Annotated in this window: 23 protein-coding genes and 1 pseudogene; 13 read left to right on the plus strand and 11 right to left on the minus strand. The window is 63.5% G+C overall.

Annotated features, from left to right (window positions below):
- The first annotated feature begins 399 nt into the window (after nt 1-399).
- Together BLQ92_RS22780 and BLQ92_RS22785 are read left to right on the plus strand one after the other, a co-directional pair.
- Nucleotides 400-705: a hypothetical protein gene (locus tag BLQ92_RS22780; RefSeq protein WP_090686801.1), complete on the plus strand. Its 306-nt coding sequence runs from the start codon at nt 400-402 to the stop codon at nt 703-705.
- A 135-nt stretch (nt 706-840) separates the two neighbouring features.
- Nucleotides 841-1,047, plus strand: coding sequence for a hypothetical protein (locus tag BLQ92_RS22785; RefSeq protein WP_090687191.1), 207 nt, complete (start codon nt 841-843; stop codon nt 1,045-1,047).
- On the opposite strand, the gene BLQ92_RS22790 is transcribed toward BLQ92_RS22785, so the two are convergent.
- Together BLQ92_RS22790 and BLQ92_RS22795 are read right to left on the minus strand one after the other, a co-directional pair.
- Nucleotides 1,044-2,024: an alpha/beta hydrolase gene (locus BLQ92_RS22790; protein WP_090686802.1), complete on the minus strand. Its 981-nt coding sequence runs from the start codon at nt 2,022-2,024 to the stop codon at nt 1,044-1,046. The genes BLQ92_RS22785 and BLQ92_RS22790 overlap by 4 nt on opposite strands.
- A gap of 221 nt (nt 2,025-2,245) precedes the next feature.
- Nucleotides 2,246-2,575, minus strand: coding sequence for a DUF4148 domain-containing protein (locus BLQ92_RS22795; protein WP_090686803.1), 330 nt, complete (start codon nt 2,573-2,575; stop codon nt 2,246-2,248).
- Nucleotides 2,576-2,984: 409 nt separating this feature from the next.
- Between BLQ92_RS22795 and BLQ92_RS22800 the strand changes: the two genes are divergently transcribed.
- A complete protein-coding gene (locus tag BLQ92_RS22800; protein WP_090686804.1) occupies nt 2,985-3,236 on the plus strand; it encodes a hypothetical protein in 252 nt (83 codons plus the stop codon).
- A 183-nt stretch (nt 3,237-3,419) separates the two neighbouring features.
- On the opposite strand, the gene BLQ92_RS22805 is transcribed toward BLQ92_RS22800, so the two are convergent.
- Nucleotides 3,420-3,728 carry a hypothetical protein gene (locus BLQ92_RS22805; protein WP_175772684.1) on the minus strand — a complete coding sequence of 103 codons (309 nt, stop codon included), beginning with the start codon at nt 3,726-3,728 and terminating at the stop codon, nt 3,420-3,422.
- 134 nt (nt 3,729-3,862) lie between these two features.
- Here BLQ92_RS22805 and BLQ92_RS22810 point away from each other — a divergent pair, with 134 nt between their 5' ends.
- Nucleotides 3,863-5,575, plus strand: a complete 1,713-nt coding sequence (locus BLQ92_RS22810) for a tetratricopeptide repeat protein (RefSeq protein WP_090686805.1) — start codon at nt 3,863-3,865, stop codon at nt 5,573-5,575.
- An 11-nt stretch (nt 5,576-5,586) separates the two neighbouring features.
- Here BLQ92_RS22810 and BLQ92_RS22815 read toward each other — a convergent pair whose 3' ends face one another.
- The 3 genes from BLQ92_RS22815 to BLQ92_RS22825 all read right to left on the minus strand — a co-directional run bounded on the left by BLQ92_RS22815 (nt 5,587) and on the right by BLQ92_RS22825 (nt 7,049).
- Nucleotides 5,587-6,291 carry a glutathione binding-like protein gene (locus BLQ92_RS22815; RefSeq protein ID WP_090686806.1) on the minus strand — a complete coding sequence of 235 codons (705 nt, stop codon included), beginning with the start codon at nt 6,289-6,291 and terminating at the stop codon, nt 5,587-5,589.
- Nucleotides 6,292-6,502: 211 nt separating this feature from the next.
- The gene (locus BLQ92_RS22820; protein WP_090686807.1) at nt 6,503-6,724 is read right to left on the minus strand and encodes a hypothetical protein; all 222 of its coding nucleotides are present in this window, start codon (nt 6,722-6,724) and stop codon (nt 6,503-6,505) included.
- A 133-nt stretch (nt 6,725-6,857) separates the two neighbouring features.
- The gene (locus BLQ92_RS22825; RefSeq protein WP_090686808.1) at nt 6,858-7,049 is read right to left on the minus strand and encodes a CsbD family protein; all 192 of its coding nucleotides are present in this window, start codon (nt 7,047-7,049) and stop codon (nt 6,858-6,860) included.
- Between the two features lie 155 nt (nt 7,050-7,204).
- Between BLQ92_RS22825 and BLQ92_RS22830 the strand changes: the two genes are divergently transcribed.
- From BLQ92_RS22830 to BLQ92_RS22855, 6 genes and pseudogenes are all read left to right on the plus strand, one after another.
- The gene (locus tag BLQ92_RS22830; RefSeq protein WP_244106363.1) at nt 7,205-7,522 is read left to right on the plus strand and encodes a hypothetical protein; all 318 of its coding nucleotides are present in this window, start codon (nt 7,205-7,207) and stop codon (nt 7,520-7,522) included.
- 324 nt (nt 7,523-7,846) lie between these two features.
- Nucleotides 7,847-9,070 (plus strand): annotated as a pseudogene (gene dcm, locus BLQ92_RS22835) (DNA (cytosine-5-)-methyltransferase); the annotation flags it as partial.
- 257 nt (nt 9,071-9,327) lie between these two features.
- Nucleotides 9,328-9,774, plus strand: a complete 447-nt coding sequence (locus BLQ92_RS22840) for a very short patch repair endonuclease (protein ID WP_090686809.1) — start codon at nt 9,328-9,330, stop codon at nt 9,772-9,774.
- Nucleotides 9,775-9,913: 139 nt separating this feature from the next.
- Nucleotides 9,914-10,417: a YbhB/YbcL family Raf kinase inhibitor-like protein gene (locus BLQ92_RS22845; protein ID WP_090686810.1), complete on the plus strand. Its 504-nt coding sequence runs from the start codon at nt 9,914-9,916 to the stop codon at nt 10,415-10,417.
- A 15-nt stretch (nt 10,418-10,432) separates the two neighbouring features.
- On the plus strand, nt 10,433-11,872 hold the full coding sequence (locus BLQ92_RS22850) for an MFS transporter (RefSeq protein ID WP_090686811.1): 1,440 nt from the start codon (nt 10,433-10,435) through the stop codon (nt 11,870-11,872).
- A gap of 251 nt (nt 11,873-12,123) precedes the next feature.
- Nucleotides 12,124-12,702: a hypothetical protein gene (locus tag BLQ92_RS22855; RefSeq protein ID WP_090686812.1), complete on the plus strand. Its 579-nt coding sequence runs from the start codon at nt 12,124-12,126 to the stop codon at nt 12,700-12,702.
- A gap of 241 nt (nt 12,703-12,943) precedes the next feature.
- Here BLQ92_RS22855 and otsA read toward each other — a convergent pair whose 3' ends face one another.
- The 5 genes from otsA to BLQ92_RS22880 form a co-directional block, all read right to left on the minus strand.
- Nucleotides 12,944-14,368, minus strand: a complete 1,425-nt coding sequence (gene otsA / locus BLQ92_RS22860; protein ID WP_090686813.1) for an alpha,alpha-trehalose-phosphate synthase (UDP-forming) — start codon at nt 14,366-14,368, stop codon at nt 12,944-12,946.
- A 189-nt stretch (nt 14,369-14,557) separates the two neighbouring features.
- Nucleotides 14,558-14,770, minus strand: a complete 213-nt coding sequence (locus tag BLQ92_RS22865; RefSeq protein ID WP_090686814.1) for a hypothetical protein — start codon at nt 14,768-14,770, stop codon at nt 14,558-14,560.
- 200 nt (nt 14,771-14,970) lie between these two features.
- A complete protein-coding gene (locus tag BLQ92_RS22870) occupies nt 14,971-15,174 on the minus strand; it encodes a hypothetical protein (protein ID WP_090686815.1) in 204 nt (67 codons plus the stop codon).
- Nucleotides 15,175-15,247: 73 nt separating this feature from the next.
- On the minus strand, nt 15,248-16,654 hold the full coding sequence (locus BLQ92_RS22875) for a sigma-54-dependent transcriptional regulator (RefSeq protein ID WP_090686816.1): 1,407 nt from the start codon (nt 16,652-16,654) through the stop codon (nt 15,248-15,250).
- A 231-nt stretch (nt 16,655-16,885) separates the two neighbouring features.
- Complete coding sequence (locus tag BLQ92_RS22880; protein ID WP_090686817.1) at nt 16,886-17,155, minus strand: hypothetical protein; 270 nt, start codon at nt 17,153-17,155, stop codon at nt 16,886-16,888.
- 325 nt (nt 17,156-17,480) lie between these two features.
- Here BLQ92_RS22880 and BLQ92_RS22885 point away from each other — a divergent pair, with 325 nt between their 5' ends.
- The 3 genes from BLQ92_RS22885 to BLQ92_RS22895 all read left to right on the plus strand — a co-directional run bounded on the left by BLQ92_RS22885 (nt 17,481) and on the right by BLQ92_RS22895 (nt 19,951).
- On the plus strand, nt 17,481-18,536 hold the full coding sequence (locus BLQ92_RS22885) for a sigma-54 interaction domain-containing protein (RefSeq protein ID WP_090686818.1): 1,056 nt from the start codon (nt 17,481-17,483) through the stop codon (nt 18,534-18,536).
- A 297-nt stretch (nt 18,537-18,833) separates the two neighbouring features.
- Nucleotides 18,834-19,418 (plus strand): hypothetical protein, encoded by a 585-nt coding sequence (locus tag BLQ92_RS22890; protein ID WP_090686819.1) that lies wholly within the window; start codon nt 18,834-18,836, stop codon nt 19,416-19,418.
- Entirely contained in the window at nt 19,415-19,951 is a 537-nt protein-coding gene (locus BLQ92_RS22895) for a hypothetical protein (protein WP_090686820.1), read from the plus strand. The genes BLQ92_RS22890 and BLQ92_RS22895 overlap by 4 nt, the downstream gene beginning before the upstream one ends.
- The last annotated feature ends 28 nt before the right edge of the window (nt 19,952-19,979 follow it).

A 19,979-nucleotide genomic window follows, 5' to 3' on the forward strand; every position in this document is an offset into this window, starting at 1 on the left:
TCCACGTGAAATCGCGCCCGATCCGTGAGCGTCCGATAGCCCGCTGGGGAAGCAGGACATTATTTCCTGCCGGAGTGTCCAGTTTAAGCAGGCGGCCCTGTTGTGAAAGACCGCCCCTGATCGCCCCGATTATGTTCTGGGTATCCATGCCGCCTCTGACTTTATTTTCAGTCTGAATCGCGCAATTCTACAGACCAATGGTCCGCGGGAAAATCAACGAACGCCAAAGAAATGTCAAACGGATGAAATTCAGGATATTTATATGCGCGGCGAATCAGTGCCTGCGCTAAAGCTAACATCGGCATGATCCATTCGGGCAATGTGCCGTAAAGTCACTTTTCCCGAGATCCGGTACGGAACTATCGGGGGCTTTCTGGCATACGGAACGGTAAACGTCCAATGAGACGCTTTGCTTTGCTTGCATGGCTGCGTGTCTGCACGGCGCTAACCATCGTTAGCGCTTTCTACCTGACGCTCTATTACGTCACGCTACCGGGCGAAATGCCATTCTGGCTTGACCAGACCGTCCGGCTCGGGTTCAGGATCTTCCTGCACAATGACATACCGGACCCTGACACAGATATTGCCGAGGTGCCGTTGCTGTTCTACTTCGCCTGTGCAATCGTACTCGTGGGATCCATCGTTGGAATCGCCGCCACAATGACGTGGCGACGCGCCCTTTCCCCGCGCTTACGAAGATTGTGAAACCCACGATCGAGCCCCCCGCCTTACCCCCCCTTCACCCACTCTCTCCCCGCGACACCCACGTGTTAAGTTGCGCACCCGCATTAACGCAAACACCGTTGCAACAGACGGTCAAAGGTAATGGAGAAGTTTTTCATGGGGCGCGGGAGCGCCGTGACGTATCTGATAGCGCGTCGCCGCGCGTGGTTCGCGACCATCACAGCCACGCCAAGCGGCAACGTTGAACTTGAGTCACGCCAGCTCGAGTTACTCGAGCGGCTCATCCTCGACGTACGCGCCGGCCGGGTTCGCAGCTTCGAGTTGACTCAGCCCAAACCCGTATCCGTTGTTGTCACCGACTAGCCAGCAACCAGGCGCGCCTTCAACCACCCGGCAATCTCACCCAAAGTCTCGACACCCTGCGCAAACCGCGCAACCTGGGCCGGCGTCACCGGGAAGTTATGCCCCATATCCGGCGCATGCAAGTGAGTAAGCGCCACGCCCGCCGCCTTCAGTTTCTCTACATAAGCGAGACCTTCATCGCGCAGCACATCGTATTCGGCGGTTGTCACCAGTGTCGGCGGCAGCGCCGGCACTTCACGCAAGCGCAGCGGCGCAACATTCGGATCGTCGGGTGAAATGCCCGGCGCATACTGCTCCCAGAACCAGCGCATCAGATTCGCTTCGAGCCCGTAGCCGACCGCGTTCTCTGCATACGACGGATGGCCCGCACTCGGATGATCCGTCACGGGATAGAGCAACAGCAGCGCGCGCAGCACATTCGCATGCGGCTGCGCCTCGCCGCAAATCCGGTTCGCGGCCACCGCGGCCAGATTCGCCCCGGCGCTATCGCCGCCCAACGCGAGCCGTGACACATCGCCGCCGAACTCATGTGCATGCTCCGCAGCCCATTCGACAGCCGCAAGCGTGTCCTCCAACGCTGCCGGATAGGGATGCTCGGGTGCGAGCCGATACTCGACCGAGACAATGATCACCCCCGCCGCCTCGCTCAAGAGTCGGCAGAACGGATCGACGGTCGCCACAGCGCCGACCACCCAGCCGCCGCCATGCAGATACACCATCACTGGTCGCGGCGCCGCCTCCACAGGCGGCAGATATAGACGCGCGCTCAAACCCGCCGCCATCTCTACGTCACGCGTCTCGACCCGGTTCGGCAACCCCGCAATCGACACCCGGCTTTCCAGCGCACGCATCATGAAGCCGCGCGCCATGTGCACACGCTCCTCATTGTTGGCGACGGCTGGCGGAGCGCCTGCGGTGGCGGCTTGCTCATCGAGCAAACGGCATACGGCAGCATCAAAGGGCTTGCGTTCTTTCATAAACGGATCCTTCCGTTACGTGGTCACGGCAATCACACGGGTCTCAACAAGGCCTGTGAAAAATACTGCAAAACCCAAATCGCTGCCACGAGCCGGCGAAACACCGCCACCCATGCAAACAGGCCCGCATCTCGTTCGAGATGCGGGCCCGCCTCGTATCAACCAGCGCCACTCACTGGCGCGCTACGCGACCGGCATTCACACGCCGGTCGCGCCATCGATCAGCGCACGTTATAAACCGGCGGCGAGTACGGGCTCACGACGGTTTCGGTACGTTGTCCGGCTTGTGTCGAGCCGTTGGCGCTCGCGCCATAACCGGTTGTGTCGGCTTGTGCGGTCGCTTTTTCGGCGGCGACGCGTGCTTCGGCGGCCTGGATGTCAGCCGGATAGTCTTCGTCGTTCGAGATCGACGGGTTATATCCGGCTTTCTCCAGCTGGATCAGTTCGTTGCGCACTTGTGCGCGCGTCACGGGTTCATTCGTCTGAGCAAACGACACAACCGGGGCGGCAAGCAGGGCAGCAATAGCAACAGCCTTGATGAGCGATTTCATGATGGGACCTCCAAAGATTGTCTTGTGCAGTGCTACAAACACGGTTGTGTGTAGCGAGTAAGTACAGTCTACGAGGCGTCGAATCTGGGGTGAAGACCGAAATTTTGAATTCATTGTTGTCGCAAACATCACAATCCCCGGCCACCGGACCTCCCGGGACACCAGCCCCTCTGGCAACCCCATCGCACGGGCGATTCGCAGCAAGCGAATTGACGCGGTAAACCAGCGGTATTCGTCTGATTGAGCGGCGTGGCGCACGCGTACTCTTCGATTCATGGGACGCGTGGAATTGAACGGATTCCTACCTAATTCCTGCGCACCGACGTCAAACGCACATGCATCGATGCGCCACATTCATCAGACGTAACGCAAGCGGCCCGACCAGCCGGCAGGATTTACGGGGACACATATGAATACCTTTATCGACGAAGGCATCGCCCATATCGCCCGCGTCATGCGGCCAGCCTTGCATGGGGATCTCGGCGGCTCGTATCTGCCGTCCGCCTACTGGCGCCAGCGCCTTTACCAGATACTGGACACCACGCACCTGACGAACGCACAGCTTCGCGCCGTCGATAGTTTGCTGCTGGAACTCGACGAGTTCGACCTTTGCACGAAGTCGCCCTCTTCCAGACACGCGCAGGTTGAACTTGCTTCGTAGCGCCAAGGAACTACCCCCTGCGGATCGGGCAAGCAAACCCACGTATCAAACGCTTCTGTGTCAGTGGCAGGCTTTCGACACCGTAGGCCAACCAGGACGCGCGGCCCGGCACAGCGTCGGTTCGACCGACCAGTCTGTTGTTTGCATGGCTAGCAACACCTCAATTGGAAGCCCGCCCGCTCATCACTGAAGCAGCTTACGCACATCCGGCTCCCAGGTAGGCTGCCAGCATCCGGCAGGATTCTCCTGCCCGAGCACGGTCAGATAACCACGCGTCTTCATACAGGCCTCGTAGGCCCGAACTTTGACGCAGCGTCCCTGCCCGGCACTTTGCGCAGCGGCCTTGCATACGGCAATGGAATGGTCCATCGGCCCGAAATCCAGATCGTCGGTGCGCGACGTGTCAGGTGCACCAGCGCCGGTGGCCGAAAACTCCACCGGGTCGCCGCGGCCCACGCCAGCCGCGTTCTTTTCGGCGATAATCGCCGCCATCCGCCTGCCCTACCCCAGTGCCGCCCGTGCGCCGCCGGGGAAGCGGCAGACTAGCCAAACACCGCGACCGAAGACCATCCGGCCGGGCCACGCCAAGCCGTTCATTCAGGCAAGCGCCCAGCCTTAAGCACTCTATGAGCAAGACAGCGAACCCGCAGCGCCAGATCGACAACCTGCTCCACGAGGCGCTCGCCCTGCAGCAAAACGCGGCCTATGCCGAGGCCGAGGACGTGTACCGCGAGATCCTCGTGCTGCGGCCCAGGCACTTCGATGCGATCCAGTTGCTCGGCGCCCTGGCGCTGCAGTCGGGCCGTCTCGACGAAGGAATCGAACTGCTGAAGAAAGCGGTCGCCATCAACGGCATGCAGGCGCCGATTCACTCCAATCTCGCCTTCGCCTACAACGCGCTGCGGCGCTTTAAGGAAGGGCTCGCCAGCGCAAACCGTGCGCTCGCCCTGCAAGCCGATTTCGTCGATGCGCTGAACAATCGCGGCAACGCGCTGGCCGGTCTGGATCTGCCCGCCGAAGCGCTGGCGAGCTTCGAGCGCGCGCTGAAGTTGCGCCCGGAATTCGCGCAGGCGTGGAGCAACCGCGCCTGCGTGCTGCGCGATCTCGGCCGCCCCGCAGACGCACTCGTGAGTTGCGACCAGGCTATCGCGTTACAACCGAACTATGCGGAGGCGTGGAGCAATCGTGCGAACGCCCTGAGCGATCTGAACCGGCCGCAAGACGCGCAACTGAACTACCAGCGCGCGCTCGAATTCGCGCCGGCACTTGCCGACGCCTGGAACAATCTCGGCTTGACGCTCGTCGACCTGGGTCAGCACGAAGAAGCGCTGCAAAGCTACGAGCGCGCGCTCAAGTTGGACCCCGGGTTCGCCGAGGCGCACTGGAACGAATCGCTCTGTCTGCTGCAGATGGGCAAGCTGGCAGAAGGCTGGTCGAAATACGAATGGCGCTGGCAACGCAACCGGACCAAGGCAAGCCAACGCGGCTTCGCGCAGCCGCTATGGCTGGGGGACTTCGCCATCAACGGCAAGACTATCCTGCTGCATGCCGAGCAGGGTCTGGGCGATACGCTGCAGTTCTGCCGCTACGTGTCGATGGTGGCGGCGCTGGGCGCGCGGGTGCTGCTCGAAGTGCCGCCGGAACTGATGCGACTGCTGGCAAGTCTGGAAGGCGTAGCGCAGTTGATCGAACAAGGCCAGCCGCTGCCGCCGTTCGATTGCCATACTCCACTGCTCAGTCTGCCGCTCGCGTTCAAGACAGAGCTTGCAAGCATTCCTGCGACCGTGCCTTACCTGTTCGCCGACGCACAGGCGTCGCAGCGCTGGGCCGAGCGTATCGCACTCGATGCGGGTGATGACCGCAGGCTGAAGGCCGGCTTGGTCTGGGCCGGCGGAAACCGGCCGCATGTGGCGGAGCTGAGAAAGAACGACGCCCGCCGCTCGATCACACTCGACGCCCTGCGTCCGGTCCTCAATGTAGAGCAAATCCGTTTCTACAGCCTGCAGAAAGGGCCTGCGGAACAACAACTGACCCAATGGCCGGAACTCGGTGAGCGGATCGTCGACTACACGGAAGAACTCGCCGACTTCGCCGACACCGCAGCGCTCGTCGCAAACCTCGACCTTGTCATCACCGTCGATACGGCCGTGGCACATCTGGCCGGTGCGCTCGGCAAGCCGGTGTGGATCCTGAACCGCTTCGACACCTGCTGGCGCTGGATGCTGGAGCGCCAGGACAGCCCTTGGTACCCGAACGCGCAGATCTTTCGCCAGCCGGCGTTGGGTGATTGGGACAGCGCCATCGCGTCAGTCCGCGAGGCGCTAGCGTCGCCGGTGTAGGTCCAGCGGCATCAGTTCCGCTTCGGAATCTCCAGCCCGCGAGCCACCGCCGGACGCGCAACAAACGCATCGAGCACCCGTTTGACATTGGGGAAATCCGCAAATCCCACCAGCTCCGCAGCCTCGTAAAAGCCAATCAGATTGCGCACCCACGGGAAGGTCGCAATGTCGGCGATCGTGTAAGTGTCGCCCATGATCCACGCACGGCCGGCGAGGCGCCCTTCCAGCACGCCAAGCAGACGCTTTGACTCCGCGACATAGCGCTCGCGCGGGCGCTTGTCCTCATACTCCTTGCCGGCAAACTTGTGGAAGAAGCCCACTTGCCCGAACATCGGGCCGATGCCGCCCATCTGGAACATCACCCATTGAATCGTTTCGTAGCGGCCGGCGGTGTCCTGCGGAATCAGCTGGCCGGTCTTGTCTGCGAGATAGATCAGGATCGCGCCTGATTCGAAGAGCGCGAGCGGCTTACCGTCAGGTCCATTCGGATCGATGATGGCCGGGATCTTGTTGTTCGGATTGAGGGAGAGAAATTCCGCCGACATCTGGTCGTTCGTGTCGAAGCGCACCAGATGCGGTTCGTAAGCGAGGCCGGTCTCCTCGAGCATGATCGAGACCTTGACGCCGTTCGGCGTGGGCAGCGAGTAAAGCTGCAGGCGTTCGGGATGCTCGGCCGGCCATTTGGCCGTGATGGGAAAAGCGGAAAGATCGGTCATAGAAGCCCTATTGGACGGGATGGACGGAAGGCGGCGACAATGCCTATGCGTGGCAAGCCGGCCCGGCGAACAAGCCGTCCAATATAAACGCTCCTGCAAAATTTTTCCGGCGCGGCGGCAAAGGCGGTCTATCGGCAACCCTCGCACTCCACCCAATAACAAGGCATGCTAATCAATTGAGGCCCGCGAGGCTCACAAAACATCGCCGACCTCACCACGGATCGTTCGTCGCAGTCCCGGCGCGCCGGTTATAGCCCTCGCGCCACAGTGCCGCCCCAACCGACATCAACAGGGCTTTTTCTTCGCCATCGAGGTATTCCCAGGCCGAAGCGAGCCAATCCGCGAAGCCGGCACAGACATATTCGACATTGACCGGCGCCTTCCCCTCCAGGAACTGCAGCTCGAACATCGAGATCACTTTTTCGGGTGTCATCGCACACCTCCCTGTCGATGCATTCAGTTTAGGCGAGCGCATCCGGGCGCGGGGGGTCTTCGCCACCGTTGCCGCAGCGCGGCAGACAAACAAAAAGGCGCCGAAGCGCCTTTCCATCAAACCGGCCTGCCTGTTACGGTGCGTTCCGCTTGGCGTTGTCCTTGGCTTGTTCCTTGCCGTCGCCGTAGGCCTTGCGGATTTCGCCGGCGCCTTGCTGGAGATCACCCTTCAATTCCTTGGCCTTGTCGCCCGTGGCCTTGCCGACGGCCTCGTTGACCTTGCCCTTGACCTGCTCAGCGACACCTTTCACCTGGTCTTTGTTCATGTGTAGCTCCATGCGATTGCAATGCCGGCGCGAAGTTGCGCCAGTGGTTCCTACCCAGCAACCGCTGTGCCCAGCCCTTGCCGGCACGCGCCGACGCGTTCGAAAAGATTCTGCTGCGCCCCTAAAGTCAGGATTCGGCCTGCCGTTAATGAGCCATGGACCCCACGCTCACCCTGCCGAGCCACACCTTGTCGGCGACGCTCATCGACCAGGATATCGCGCATATCCGCCGTGTGATGCAGCCCTCGCTGCTCGGCGATCTGGGTGGGTCGATCCTGCCGCCTGCCTACTGGCGCAAGCGTCTACACCGATTGCTCGACGCCGGACATCTGTCCCACGCGCAACTGTGCGCCGTCGACAGTCTGCTGCTGCAACTCGACCAGTTCGACCCGGCAGGCTGTGTGCCCGCGTGGAAGGCGCTGCCGCTCCGCGCGCACGAAAACCATCCGCCTCTTTCGCAGCGACTGAGCTGAGCGCAGGCGCGGCTGCCCACTGCCTCGCGCTCCGCTTGTCATTTCTACCGGCAACGCACCGTGTAAAAAAAGCCGCGGACCACGCCGCGGCTTGAACACACCGTAACGCGGAGATCTTGCGTCACCGGACGTAGGCTAACAACCCTAAATAACGCTCGCAATCTGTCAGACATGAAATTGACGAAGCTTGACCGTTAGCCAACAGATGGCTTGCTGCGCAAGGCGGCAAGCCGAGCCAATTTTGCCCGTTCGAACCACGAATCCTGGAAAAAAGGGACAACTCCAGGTCATAATGTCCGCAAAAATCCCCAGCAAGGACTGCTAGTGACCCAGGCCCCACCGCTCGAGCTGCTAAAACAGGCGCGCACCCGCTTCACCCAACGAGAAATCGCCGCTCACGTCGGCAAGGACATCAAGACCGTGCGCCGCTGGGAAAAGGGCGAAACGCCTTGTCCGGCAATGCTCGAGCCCGCCTTGCGCGATCTGCTGCAGGGAGGCGCCGCCAGCAAGCACGGCGCGAGTGGTGAAGCCAACTTCCGCTTCATCGACCTGTTTGCCGGCATCGGCGGCATCCGCATGGGTTTCGAGGCGCAAGGCGGCGCGTGCGTCTTCACCAGCGAATGGAACGACTTCTCCAAGAAGACCTACCTGGAGAACTACGGCGCGGATCACTCGTTCATTGGCGACATTGTGTCGTATCCCGCTAGCGACGTGCCCTCTCACGACGTGCTGCTCGGCGGCTTTCCCTGCCAGCCGTTCTCGATTGCGGGCGTCAGCAAGAAGAACGCGATGGGCCGGCCGCATGGCTTCGAGTGCGCGACCCAGGGGACGCTGTTCTTCGACGTTGCCCGCATCATCGCCGCCAAGCGTCCCGCGGCGTTCCTGCTGGAGAACGTGAAGAACCTGCTGTCGCACGACAAGGGCCGCACCTTCGAGGTGATCCTGCAGACGCTGCGCGAAGAGCTGGGCTACGAAGTGCACTACCGCATCGTCGACGGCCAGCATTTCACGCCGCAACACCGCGAGCGGATCATCATCGTCGGCTTTCGCGGCAAGACGGCGTTCTCGTGGGACGACCTGCGGCTGCCCGAGCAAGGTCCGCGGCTCGGCTCGATCCTGCATCGCACCGACGGCAGCGAGCCGGTGCTGCCGTGGGACCACGACCGTTTCTTCGATCACGCGAAAAAGCGCGTGCAGCCGAAGTACACGCTGACGCCGAATCTGTGGACCTATCTGCAGAACTATGCGGAAAAGCACCGCGCGGCGGGCAACGGCTTCGGCTTCGGCATGGCCTACCCCGACAGCGTGACGCGCACCCTGTCGGCCCGCTATCACAAGGACGGCTCCGAGATCCTCGTCTCCCAGGGCAAGCGGCTGCGCCCGCGCCGACTCACGCCGCGCGAATGCGCGCGGCTGATGGGCTTTCCCGACACCTTCCGGATCCCGGTCAGCGACACCCAGGCGTACCGCCAGTTCGGCAACAGCGTCGTCATGCCGGTGATGCAGGAAGTGGCGCGCATCATGCTGCCGCATGTGCAGGCGCTGCTTGGCGCGGCGGACAGTCAGGCGAACGGCGTTTCACAAGCTGCGGCCGGCAACGCTCTGCAGAGCGCAGTCCACAGCGATAGCTTGCACGGCGGCACGGAAGACGGCTTGAATGACGGACTGCCAGCCGGGTCCGGGCTAGAGGCAGCGCCGCAAAAAGAACGGCAAACCAAGCGGAAGAACACGGCGCAACGGGGCACCGGCGCTCGCCCCGTCGCGGCCCGCCGGAGCGCCCCGCAGGCGCGCGTGCGCGTGGGCTGATGGTCGACGTCGTCGATGCCGCCACGCGCAGCCGGATGATGTCCGGCATTCGCGGGCGCAACACGAAACCGGAGCTGCTGATCCGCAGCCTGCTGCATCGGCAGGGGTTCCGCTTCCGTCTGGACGCGCGCGACCTGCCGGGACGCCCCGACATTGTCCTGCCGCGCTACCGCGCCGTCGTGTTCGTACACGGCTGCTTTTGGCACGGCCACGATTGCCCGCTCTTCAAATGGCCGCAGACGCGCCCGGAGTTCTGGCGCGAGAAAATCGGCCGCAACCGCAGCAACGACGCGAAGTCGCGCGCCGCCCTGCTCGCCTCCGGCTGGCGCGTCGCCGTGGTGTGGGAATGCGCGTTGCGAGGCGCCAACCGCGATCTCGACGGCGTGCTGCAACGCCTGGTCGAGTGGCTGCACAGCGACGGCGCCGAACTCGAAGTACGCAGTTGACACGCGAGACAGAGCACTGCCCGCTTCGAACAATAGAAACAGCCGCCGGTGATACACTCGATTGGCTCACCCGGGTCTGTCCGCAATGCGCTTTTCCGGCAGCTCGACCCATCTGAGAACCACCTTAAGGAGGCATACGATGGCTGACTTCCGTCTCTGGTCCGACGACTTCCCCACCAACGGCTTCATGCCGAAAGCCCAGGAATACAACGACAAGGCATTCGGCGTGGACGGCGATAACATCTCCCCGGCTTTGCAGTGGGAGGCGCCGCCGGAGGATACGCAAAGCTTCGCCCTGACCGTTCACGATCCCGATGCGCCGACCGGCAGCGGCTTCTGGCACTGGGTCGTGGTCAACATTCCGGCCAATGTCCGCTCGCTGCCGCGCAACGCCGGCACAGCCGACAGCAGCCTGCTGCCACTAGGCGCGCTGCAAGTGCGCAACGATTACGGCACGGTGGGCTTCGGTGGCGCCGCGCCGCCGCGCGGCGATAGAACGCACCGCTACATCTTCCGCCTGCACGCGCTAAAGGTGGCGGAGTTGCCGATCAATGCGGAGACGACCAACGCGATCGCGCGCTTCATGACGCACCTGAACGAAATCGACTCGACGACGCATACCGGTCTGTACGAACTGAAATAAACGACGCGCTACGCGATGCACGCACCAGCCTCCGGCAAAAACGGTTCCATTCCTGCGGGCGCCCCCAGCGGCGCCCACTCCCCCACGCCCGACACCGAACTGGGACTGCCCCCGCCGCAGCGCTATTGGGCCATCGTGGTGGTGGCGCTCGGCATTACCCTCGCCGTGCTCGACAGCGCAATCGCCAACGTGGCGCTGCCGACCATCGCCCGCGATCTACATGCGAGCGCCGCGGCGTCGATCTGGGTCGTCAACGCCTATCAACTGGCGATCACCATTTCGCTGCTGCCGCTGGCGTCGCTGGGCGACCGGATCGGCTACCGGCGCGTCTATCTAGGCGGCCTGATCCTGTTCACGGTCGCCTCGCTCGGCTGCTCGCTGTCTACCTCGCTGACGACGCTCGCGATCGCTCGCGTGATCCAGGGCTTCGGCGCGGCGGGCATCATGAGCGTCAATACCGCCCTCGTGCGCACCATCTATCCGCGCGCCCACTTGGGGCGCGGCGTCGCCATCAATGCGATGGTGGTGGCGGTCTCCTCCGCGGTCGGCCCGACGGTGGCCTCGGGCGTGCTGGCCATCGCCCCGTGGCCGTGGCTTTTCGCCATCAACGTACCGATCGGGATCGCCGCGGTCGTCTCGGGCCTCAAGGCGCTGCCAGGCAATGCGGGGCATAAGGCGCCCTACGACTATCTCAGTGCCGTAATGAATGCCCTGGTATTCGGCCTGCTGATCTTCGCTGTCGACGGACTCGGGCATGGCGAAACCTGGGGCTATGTCGCGCTCGAACTACTCAGTGCTGTGGCGATCGGCTATTTCTTCGTGCGCCGGCAGTTGACGCAACCGGCGCCGCTCCTGCCTGTCGATCTGCTGCGCATTCCGGTGTTTGCGCTGTCGATCGGCACGTCGGTTTGCTCGTTCGCAGCGCAGATGCTCGCCTTCGTGTCGCTGCCGTTCATGCTGCAGGACACGCTCGGACTGTCGCAGGTCCAGACCGGGCTGCTGATGACACCGTGGCCGCTCGTCATCGTGGTGGCGGCGCCGTTATCGGGGGTGCTGTCGGACCGGCTGTCGGCGGGGTGGTTGGGGGGCATCGGACTGCTCGCGCTGACCGCGGGTTTGCTGCTGCTTGCCACGCTCGGCGCGCATCCTGAGCCGCTGCAGATTGCCTGGCGCATGGCCTTGTGCGGTGCGGGCTTCGGCATCTTCCAGTCGCCCAACAATCGCACCATGCTGGCCGCCGCGCCGCGCGAACGCAGCGGCGGCGCCAGCGGCATGCTGGGCACCGCGCGTCTGACCGGACAAACGCTCGGCGCCGCGCTGGTGGCGCTGATCTTCGGCATCGCACCGCAACATGGGCCGACCATCGCGCTGTATGTCGCGGCGGGCTTTGCCGCAGTGGCGTCCGTCGTCAGCACGATGCGGGTGATGCAGCATGCGAGCCCCGCGGCCGCGTAAACGAACACGCGCTTTGATCGGGCGGTTCTAAACGAGCCACCTCAGTCGAGCCCTCAACGAGCGTTGAGCCCACGCTCATCCAGCCGTGAAAAAGCCCTCACGCGGTGCTAACCTCTTATAACGGTGGCCCGCACTTGCGGTGCCCCGTGATGTCTAAGGCACTAACCCGCGCCGCATCTTCATGCATCGCGTGGCAGCGGGCGTCCCTGCACTTCCCTGCATGGCTTCTGAACGATGCCGAGGGGGTTCCCATGTCACTCATCGTCGCTGCACGCTTTACCACGTTTCCTGCTGCCGAAGCCGCTGCGCAAAAGCTGTTCGAGCGTGGCTTCGTCGAAGAAGACGTCACGCTGTTCTTCGTCAATCCACGCGGTCAGCACGCGCGCCACGCGCCGGATCACCACGATCCGGGAGCCAGCGCCGCGCCGCCACTCCACCACCCGGCTGGCCACGGCGCGAGCATCGGCGCGGTCGCCGGGGCAATCATCGGCGCGGCAATCTTCATGGCGTTCGCGGCGTCGCTGCCGGTGGTCGTAATCGCGGCGGGGGTCGGGGCGTATCTCGGCTTGCGGGTCGGCGCGTTCCTGCAGGCTCGCAACGCGCGCGCTGCGCATCATGAGATCGTCCATCACGAGATGCGCAATTCAGGTGTACTGGTGGCCGTGCATGTCTGCGAGGACAATCAGCTCGACGCCGCCGCCGTACTGCGCGAAGCGGGCGGCACCGACCTCGAGCGCGCCTCCGGACGCTGGCAGCGCGGTCGTTGGGCGGACTTCGATCCGACCGCGACGCCTGTGCCGCTTGGCGATCTGAACCAGCAGCACGCGTAACGCGCGCCTGGCAAGGCTCGCGTTACGAGAGCGCCAATAAAAACGGCGGCCGGACGGCCGCCGTGGAGAAGGTTTTGTTAGCGGCGGGCGCCTGAGCAAACCCGGCGAGCCGCATCATGGATTAGACGTGACAGCAAAGGTAAGAACCGCTCCCACCCACCGCCAGAGCTGAAGCCCCACGCCGCATTAATTCAGCGCTGCTCCAGGCCTCCCTCAGCGTCATTGAGCGCCCTTCAGCGCTTCAAGTCGCTGTCACGTCTGCGAGCTTTACCGCTTTGGCCGTCACCGAAGACGCCGTCGACACATGGCGCAGGTCCGCCAGGAAGGTATCGCGCCACACCGAGAGATTGTTTTCGCGCAGCGGCGCCATCATGTCCGCGTGCCGCGCCTGGCGTTCAGCGAGCGGCATCGACAGCGCCCGCTCTAACGCCTCGGCCATCTGCGACAGGTCGAACGGGTTCACCACCAGTGCGCCCGGCAACTGCTCGGCCGCGCCGGCAAACTGCGACAGCACCAGCACACCCGGATCGGCCGGATCCTGAGATGCCACGTACTCCTTTGCAACCAGGTTCATGCCGTCGCGCAGCGGCGTGACATAGCCCACCTGCGACTGGCGGAACAGCGCCATCAGCAGATTGCGTTCGTACTTGCGGTTCAGGTACTGGATCGGGGTCCAGTCGAGCTGCGCAAAGCGGCCGTTGATGCGCCCGGCTTCACCCTCAAGCGTCTGACGAATGCGCTGATACGTCTGCACATCGGAGCGCGTCGGCGGTGCGATCTGCACCAGCGAGACGCGGCCGTGCCAACCCGGCGCGGTGAGCAGCAGACGCTCGAAGGCCTGGAAGCGCTCGACCAGGCCCTTCGAATAATCGAGGCGGTCCACGCTCATGATCAGCTTGCGGCCGCGCATGCCGTCGCGCAGGCTGCGCACCGGCTTGCGATCGGTGAACTGCTCGGCGGCCTTGGCAATCGCATCGGGATAGATCCCGATCGGATAGGCCGCGACTTTCAGGAAGCGGTTATAGGCGTGCACCATGCCGTCTTCGCTCGACGTGCCGTGTTGCCCGCGCTCGATATAGTCGACAAACGACTGCCGATCCGCTTCGGTCTGAAAACCGACCACGTCATAGCTGCACATAGCCTTCACGAGCTCTTCATGCGGCGGCACGCTGCGCAGCACTTCCGGCACCGGAAACGGGATATGCAGGAAAAAGCCAATCGGATTCTTCACGCCGAGTTCGCGCAGACACTTGGCGAACGGCAGCAGGTGATAGTCGTGGACCCAGATGATGTCATCGGGCTTGACCATCTCCTTCAACTGCTTCGCGAGCGTCTGATTCACGCGCAGATAACCGGCGTACTCCTGACGATCGAAGCGCGACAGGTCGTTACGATAGTGAAAAGTCGGCCATAGCGTCGTGTTCGAAAAGCCGCGGTAGTACTGGTCGTAGTCGCGCTTGGTGAGACCCACCGTCGCGTACGTCACGTTGCCCTGCTTTTCGATCACCGGCGCTGCCGGCTCCGCCACCGTCTCGCCGCTCCAGCCGAACCATACGCCACCGGTTTCCTTGAGGGCGTCCAGTACACCGATTGCAAGACCGCCTGCTGCGGGGCGGCCTTCCTGCGTCGGCGCGACACGATTCGATACCACGATCAATCTGCTCATTGGAGCTCCACCTCACTCAGTTGTTCGTTGCATGCGGGGATGTGCCGCCTTGGTGCATGCAAGTCGCGTGCCGCATCTCAAAACTGGCGAAATAAAAATGTATGCAAATGTGACAGACAGGGATAAACCTGCCGTTCGCGGGCATCACGCAAAAGAATTTTCTGTTTCGCCCGGCGCCGGCGAAATCGGTCAGGCGTCTTGCTCGGAGCCGAGGTCGCGCTGGTATTCGAGTCCTTCCGGGCGCACGCCGCCCTGGTTGTGCTCGCCATCCGGCGGGGCGTCAGGTGCGACGCGGTTCTGCCCGGCCGGATCCGGTCCTGCCGGCGGCCCCCCCGCTCCACTGCCGGGGCGCGAGTCGCGCTTCGAATGGCGCGCGGAGCGCCGCAATGCCGGGTGTCTCATGATCGATGCCTCCTGGGGCCCGTTCACGCTTATAACAGGCCCTAAAGCCCGCCGCCCTCGTTGGCGGCTTGAACATAGTCTAGGGCCCGCGGTGTCAATTTGCCGGTAAAAGCGTCGCCGGCTTTGTAACAAGTACAGCAATTCGATTTAACCAGCGGACCGGCGGCGGCCAAGGCTGGCCGCCGCTGCGCAGAGCGGCTTCAGAACATCATAGGGCGAACTGCACCGCGCGAAATGTGCGGCGTTTCATTGGGCTGCGGAGGCGGATCGCCGATCGGCGGTGCGGTCGGTTCCCCCGGCTCGCGAGTCGGCTCCGGCACCGTATCGGGTTCGCCGGGATTGGGCGGATCAGTCGGCTCGGGGCGATGCGCTTCGAGCGTAGGAGCGGGGACGTGGAGCGGCATAGGAGTTCCTTGTGTGCGTTTGGAGGGATCGCAGCAAGGCCTATGCCGTGGCGCACACGCCCCCGGCAGCGCGTCAGACGTCGGCGCCGCCCAATGCCCGCGATTCGTCTGAAGCGTCGCCGTCCTCGCCGCGGCTCGCATCGTTGCCGTATTCGACCAGCCGGTTGTACAGCGTCTTCAGGCTGATGCCGAGGATTTCCGCGGCACGCGTTTTCACGCCGCCGCACTGCTCGAGCGTGGCGAGAATCAACTGGCGATCCGCCTCGGCAAGTGAGGTGCCGAACGGAATCGTGATCGCCGTGCCGGCGGCCGGTTTGGACAGCGTGATCTGCAAAGGCACCGTCGCCGTGCTATCCGAATCCGTGCCGGACATGATGTGCGCGCGCTGCACATAGTTCTTCAGTTCGCGCACGTTGCCCGGCCACGGATACGACAGCAGCATTTCCTTGACCGCAGCGGGGAAGTGCTTGCGGGTGCTGTGGCGCTCGTTGAGCTCGTCGAGGAAGGCCTGCGCGAGCAGGTCGACGTCCTTGCCGCGTTCGCGCAGCGGCGGCAGGCTGATCGGAAACACGTTCAGGCGGTGATACAGGTCAAGGCGCAGTTTGCCTTCGAGCACCGCCTGCTCCGGGTCGCGATTGGTGGCCGCAATCAGGCGAACGTCGGTCTCGATTTCCTTGGTCGTGCCGACCCGCATAAACATGCCCGTTTCGAGCACGCGCAGCAGCTTGACCTGCAACTCGATCGGCATTTCGGTGATTTCGTCGAGGAACAGCGTGCCGCCGTTGGCCCGCTCGAAATAGCCTTTGTGCTGCCGGTCTGCACCCGTGAACGAGCCGCGTTCATGGCCGAACATTTCCGATTCGATCAGGTTCGGCGAGATGGCCCCGCAGTTGACCGCGAGGAAGGCGTGCTTGCGGCGCAAGCTCAACTGGTGCACGGTCTGCGCGGCGACTTCCTTGCCGGTGCCGGACTCCCCCACCAGCATCACGGAGGCGGCCGTCGGCGCCACGCGGCTGATCTGGTCGTAGACCTCCTGCATAGCCGGCGAATTGCCCAGCATCAAACCGAAGCGGCCCATGCGCCGCAGTTCGCCGCGCAAGGTGCCGATTTCGGCCTTGAGGTCGCCGGGACGCGGCAGGCGCGACAGGATCGCCTTCACGCGCTGCATGTTGATCGGCTTCACGAGGTAGTCGGTCGCGCCCATTTTCAGCGCGTTCACGGCCGATTCCACCGTGGCGTGGCCGGTAATCACGATCACTTCGACGCCCGAGCGCGGGTCGAGATCTTCGAACAGGTCCACGCCGCTGCCGTCCGGCAGCTTCAGGTCAGTAAATACGACATCCGGCATCTGCCGGACCAACTGGATGCGCGCTTCGCGCAGGTCGCCGGCAGTGGCGGTAGTGAGGCCGTCTTCCCCAATGATGGCGGCAAGCGCCTCACGGGTACCGGCGTCGTCATCGACAATCAATACGTGTGGCATCGCGTCTCGAAAGTCCGAAAGTTCTGGTTGTGGATGACTTGGCACAAATTCGCAACAATTTACGTGATGCGCGGTGCCAAACGGACCTATTGTTCCATCAATAACTATTGTAAAACTTTATTGAGACGAACTGTGACGTCCGTCTCCTCGAGCGCCGCCCTTGGCGCCCTCCCTGGCGCCCCTGTCGCGCGCAACAGGAACTTGTCACGCGCAGCGCTTCTCAGCCGCTTCTCAACTATGTGGAAACGGCCACGCCTCGCCGAGGCCATTCGGATGGTGCGCTCCATTTGAGACAGCGGTGGGTGCCCCGCCGGCCGCAACGACGGGTGCGGCCGGCGCCGCCTGGGCGGTCGCGACGACCGCCCCGCCCTCGTCCTCCCAGCGGTTCAGCTCGCGATTCAAACTCGCTTGCGAAGCGCGATGCTTTTGCGCCCAGCGCCATGCCAGCAAACCGCCGACGGCGACCAGCGCGCCGAAAATGCCAATCTTGGGCCGTGCCATGAGTCGATCCTCCGTAACGTATCCAGCGAGCCAAAAGTCCTGGTGTCGCAAACGGCGTACCCGATCATCCAGTTGATGAAAACGAGCGCGTGCCGCCCACCGGGGAGCGAAGCAGCAGTACATGCTCATTGGACAGCGTGGCCGGGCAATCGTTAGCACGGCACCTCAGGCTTCACGCGCAATCGACATGCGGATTGCCGTGTCGTGCGAGCGATGCTTAAATCGATTTTTGTGAGATAGTGACCCATTGCTCACATGCACAGGCTCACGCGCTTGACACGCCTGCGCGGCACCATCGAACACATTTGCACAGGACAACCTGGTTATGGCGTCAACCGATCTAGACGCGCCTGCTCTTGCCACCGCCGACGCGGCGGCAGCGGGCAAGTCTCGCGTGACGGACGGCGTGGCGGGGCTCAAGTCATACGGCCTGCTGTATGGCTCCTCCCCCGTGATGCTCGATTTATACGATCAAATCGAACGGGTTGCATCGACCGATGCAACCGCCCTCATCATCGGCGAATCCGGCACGGGCAAAGAACTGATCGCCCGCACGATTCACGATCAGAGCGCGCGCAAGGACGCGCCCTTCATCGCCGTCAACTGCGGCGCGATTCCCGACGAACTGATCGAAGCCGAACTGTTCGGCCATGAAAAAGGCAGCTTTACCGGCGCGGTGCAGGGGCGCATCGGCTACTTTGAGCACGCCAACGGCGGCACGCTGTTTCTCGACGAGATCACCGAAATGGCGCCGGTGCGTCAGGTCAAGCTGCTGCGTGCGCTGGAGACTGGCACGTTCTATCGGGTTGGCGGCAATGAACTAATCAGCGGCGACGTACGCGTGATTGCGGCCACCAACCGCGACCCGGCGATCGCCGTGAAGGAAAACGGCCTGCGCGAGGACCTGATGTACCGGCTCGCGGTGTTTCCGCTGCGCGCGCCGCCGCTACGCGAGCGCGAAGGCGATCGCGAACTGCTCGCACAGCATTTCCTCGCCGCCTTGAACGTGCAGGAAAACACCAGCAAGAGCTTCAGCAAGCGGTCCATCGAGACACTGCGCACCTGGTCGTGGCCCGGCAATGTGCGCGAGCTGAAAAACGCCATCTACCGGGCTTTCATTCTTGCCGAAAAGACCGTCGAGCTGCCGCACCCGCATCTCGCCTCGCGCGTGAAAAAGGCCGTCACCCAGGGCGACTCGATGAGCGTGTGGATCGGCACGCCGCTTGCTGACGCGCAGAAGCAGATCATCCTCGGCACGCTGAAGTACTGCGGCGGCGACAAGCGACGCGCGGCCAAAGCGCTCGGCGTGAGCCTGAAGACGCTCTACAACCGGCTCAGCACCTACGGCACCGACGACGCGGCGGAGGACAGCGAGCCCTGAGGCCCGCCTGTCCCCGCCGGCGCGGCAATCCAGTTTGTCCCGGAGCGGGGCCGCCCAGCGGCGCCGCCGCTTCTGGACACTGCGATGAAGGCCACCGCGACCTACTCCGCCCTGCACGGCGAGCCAAGCCAGAAAAGGCTGTGGGTCGCATCATCTTTTGCAATTGCTTGCATTTTCCCTATGCCAATTGCAAAAGGCATCCTGCAAAATGTTGCGGCGTCGCGCGCGGCACAGTATCAGCCCAGTACGCCGCGGCCACTCGGCGCGCACGGCAGAGGCAGGAGCACAGACAGGGAAATGCAAAAATCAAACAACAGTAGTGCGCGCTGGGCCGACCGGGCTCCGCGTGCAAGCGCCATATCATTCGTCTCGTCGTTCGTTGCTGTGGCCGTGCTGGCCTCGGCAAGCTTGAGCGGCTGCAGCTCGGTTTACTCGGAAAGCGCCACCACCGGCGCCGGTATCGCCGGAGCCGCGATCGCAAGCAAGGTCACCCGCAACGCCACCGTTGCGACCGGTATCGGCCTCGGCGTCGTCGCTGCGGCGCAAGCCGGCGTGCAGTACTCGGAACGCGTGGTCCACCGCAACACCCAGGACGGTATCGCCAGGATAGCGGGCCCGCTCGATGTCGGCGCGGTCGCGCCGTGGAGCGTCACCCACAGCGTGCCGATCGAAGACGACGAACACGGCCGGGTCACCGTGAGCCGCACCATCAGCACCGGTGCGCTCGATTGCAAGGAAATCGTCTTCTCGGTGGATGCGGACGCCACCAAGGACAAACCGGCCAGCAGCGCGTTCTATGTCGCCTCCATCTGCCGCGACGGCACGGCGTGGAAATGGGCCTCCGCCGAACCCGCCACCGAACGCTGGGGCGCGCTGCAATGACGCCGCGCCGGACTGTCGCTTATTCTCCCGTGAGCCTGCGTCTCGTGCTGGCCGGCGCGCTGTGCGTCGGCGCCAGCCTGCTGACGAGCGGCTGCTCGTCGGTAGGCGCAGCGAGCGGCGCTGCGGCCGGGGTCGCCTCGGGGCTCGTCACCGCCAATCCGGCGGTCGGCATCGGCGTCGGCATTGCGGTGCAAGCAGCCACCGACGAAGCGGTGAAGCGCTACATGCGCAACATGCACAGCGACCAGCAGAACGAGATCGCCGCGCTTGCCGGCGGCATGCCGGTAGGCGCCACCAAGCCGTGGAGCGTCAAGCACACCATGCCGATTGAGAACGGTCACGGCGAAGTGCGGGTGACGCGCGCATTCACCTCGGCGCTCGCCATCTGCAAGGACTTTGTGTTCTCGGTGGCGGACAGCGATAAGCCGGATGCGCACGAAGACTGGTACACCGCCAGCGCGTGCCTGCAGGACAAGGGCTGGAAGTGGGCTTCGGCCGAACCGGCCGTGGAACGCTGGGGCAACCTGCAATAAAACAAGAGGGGCGGCAAGTCTGACCTTG

Origin of the sequence: Paraburkholderia phenazinium (genome assembly GCF_900100735.1) — a bacterium.
Lineage (GTDB): Bacteria > Pseudomonadota > Gammaproteobacteria > Burkholderiales > Burkholderiaceae > Paraburkholderia > Paraburkholderia phenazinia.